General features: G+C 49.6%; 1 protein-coding gene. It reads right to left on the reverse strand.

Annotation, left to right across the window (positions count from 1 at the left end):
* Positions 1 to 2519 (reverse strand): hypothetical protein (locus BUB18_RS29770; RefSeq protein ID WP_178372230.1); only part of this gene is annotated, 2519 nt, incomplete at both ends.

Below are 2519 nucleotides of genomic sequence, written 5' to 3' on the forward strand. Positions count from 1 at the left end.
TCGCTTACTGTTGGAGCAGTGTTAGCACCAGTGTATTGAACAGTCCAGGTTCCGATCTGCTGGATGTTACCAGTGGATACCACAGGGGTTGCATCGAGGGTGAAGGCAGTTGTTCTACCGCAATCTTCCTGATCTGCACCTGCGTTAGCCGCTGGATTTGCTGCGAAGTTATAGATGGTGACTACGTCAGTGGTAGCCGGACATTTAGTGTTTACTACACCGTTTACAATGCTGGTTACCGTCCAGGTCAGTTGTACCTGATCACCAGGTGTTACCGTGATGGTAGCTTTTGGATCGTGGATGTCGCTTACAGTTGGAGCAGTATTAGCACCAGTATATTGAACCGTCCAGGTACCGATCTGCTGGATGTTACCAGTTGATACCACAGGAGTTGCATCAAGGGTGAAGGCAGTTGTTCTACCGCAATCTTCCTGATCTGCGCCTGCGTTAGCCGCTGGATTTGCTGCGAAGTTGTAGATGATTACTTCGTCAGTTGTAGCCGGACATTTAGTATTTACTACACCATTTACGATGCTGGTTACTGTCCAGGTCAGTTGTACCTGATCACCAGGTGTTACCGTGATGGTAGCTTTTGGATCGTGGATGTCGCTTACTGTTGGAGCAGTGTTAGCACCAGTGTATTGAACAGTCCAGGTTCCGATCTGCTGGATGTTACCAGTGGATACCACAGGGGTTGCATCAAGCGTGAAGGCAGTAGTTCTACCGCAATCTTCCTGATCTGCACCTGCGTTAGCCGCTGGATTTGCTGCGAAGTTGTACAGCACCACAACGTCAGTTGTAGCCGGACATTTAGTATTTACAACACCGTTTACCATGCTGGTTACTGTCCAGGTCAGTTGTACCTGATCACCAGGTGTTACCGTGATGGTAGCTTTTGGATCGTGGATGTCGCTTACTGTTGGAGCAGTGTTAGCACCAGTGTATTGAACAGTCCAGGTACCGATCTGCTGGATGTTACCAGTGGATACCACAGGGGTTGCATCAAGCGTGAAGGCAGTGGTTCTACCGCAATCTTCCTGATCTGCACCTGCGTTTGCAGCCGGGTTAGCAGCGTAGTTATAGATGGTGACTACGTCAGTGGTAGCCGGGCATTTAGTATTTACTACACCGTTTACGATGCTGGTTACCGTCCAGGTCAGTTGTACCTGATCACCAGGTGTTACGGTGATGGTAGCTTTTGGATCGTGGATGTCGCTTACTGTTGGAGCAGTGTTAGCACCAGTGTATTGAACAGTCCAGGTACCGATCTGCTGGATGTTACCAGTGGATACTACCGGGGTTGCATCCAGGGTGAAGGCAGTAGTTCTACCGCAATCTTCCTGATCTGCGCCTGCGTTAGCCGCTGGGTTAGCAGCGTAGTTATAGATGGTGACTACGTCAGTAGTAGCCGGGCATTTTGTATTTACAACACCGTTTACGATGCTGGTTACTGTCCAGGTCAGCTGTACCTGATCGCCAGGTGTTACCGTGATGGTAGCTTTTGGATCGTGGATGTCGCTTACTGTTGGAGCAGTGTTAGCACCAGTGTATTGAACAGTCCAGGTACCGATCTGCTGGATATTACCAGTTGATACCACAGGGGTTGCATCAAGCGTGAAGGCAGTAGTTCTACCGCAATCTTCCTGATCTGCTCCTGCGTTAGCTGCCGGGTTAGCAGCGTAGTTATAGATGGTGACAACATCAGTTGTAGCCGGACATTTAGGGTTTACTACACCGTTTACAATGCTGGTTACCGTCCAGGTCAGTTGTACCTGATCACCAGGCGTTACCGTGATGGTAGCTTTTGGATCGTGGATGTCGCTTACTGTTGGAGCAGTGTTAGCACCAGTGTATTGAACAGTCCAGGTTCCGATCTGCTGGATGTTACCAGTGGATACCACAGGGGTTGCATCGAGGGTGAAGGCAGTAGTTCTACCGCAATCTTCCTGATCTGCACCTGCGTTAGCCGCTGGATTTGCTGCGAAGTTATAGATGGTGACTACGTCAGTTGTAGCCGGACATTTAGTGTTTACTACACCGTTTACAATGCTGGTTACCGTCCAGGTCAGTTGTACCTGATCACCAGGTGTTACCGTGATGGTAGCTTTTGGATCGTGGATGTCGCTTACAGTTGGAGCTGCGTTAGCACCAGTGTATTGAACGGTCCAGGTTCCGATCTGCTGGATGTTACCAGTGGATACCACAGGGGTTGCATCCAGGGTGAAGGCAGTAGTTCTACCGCAATCTTCCTGATCTGCGCCTGCGTTAGCCGCTGGATTTGCTGCGAAGTTGTAGATGATTACTTCGTCAGTTGTAGCCGGACATTTAGTATTTACTACACCATTTACGATGCTGGTTACTGTCCAGGTCAGTTGTACCTGATCACCAGGTGTTACCGTGATGGTAGCTTTTGGATCGTGGATGTCGCTTACTGTTGGAGCAGTGTTAGCACCAGTGTATTGAACAGTCCAGGTTCCGATCTGCTGGATGTTACCAGTGGATACCACAGGGGTTGCATC

The organism is Chitinophaga jiangningensis, assembly GCF_900142605.1.
In the GTDB taxonomy this organism is placed as follows: Bacteria; Bacteroidota; Bacteroidia; order Chitinophagales; family Chitinophagaceae; genus Chitinophaga; species Chitinophaga jiangningensis.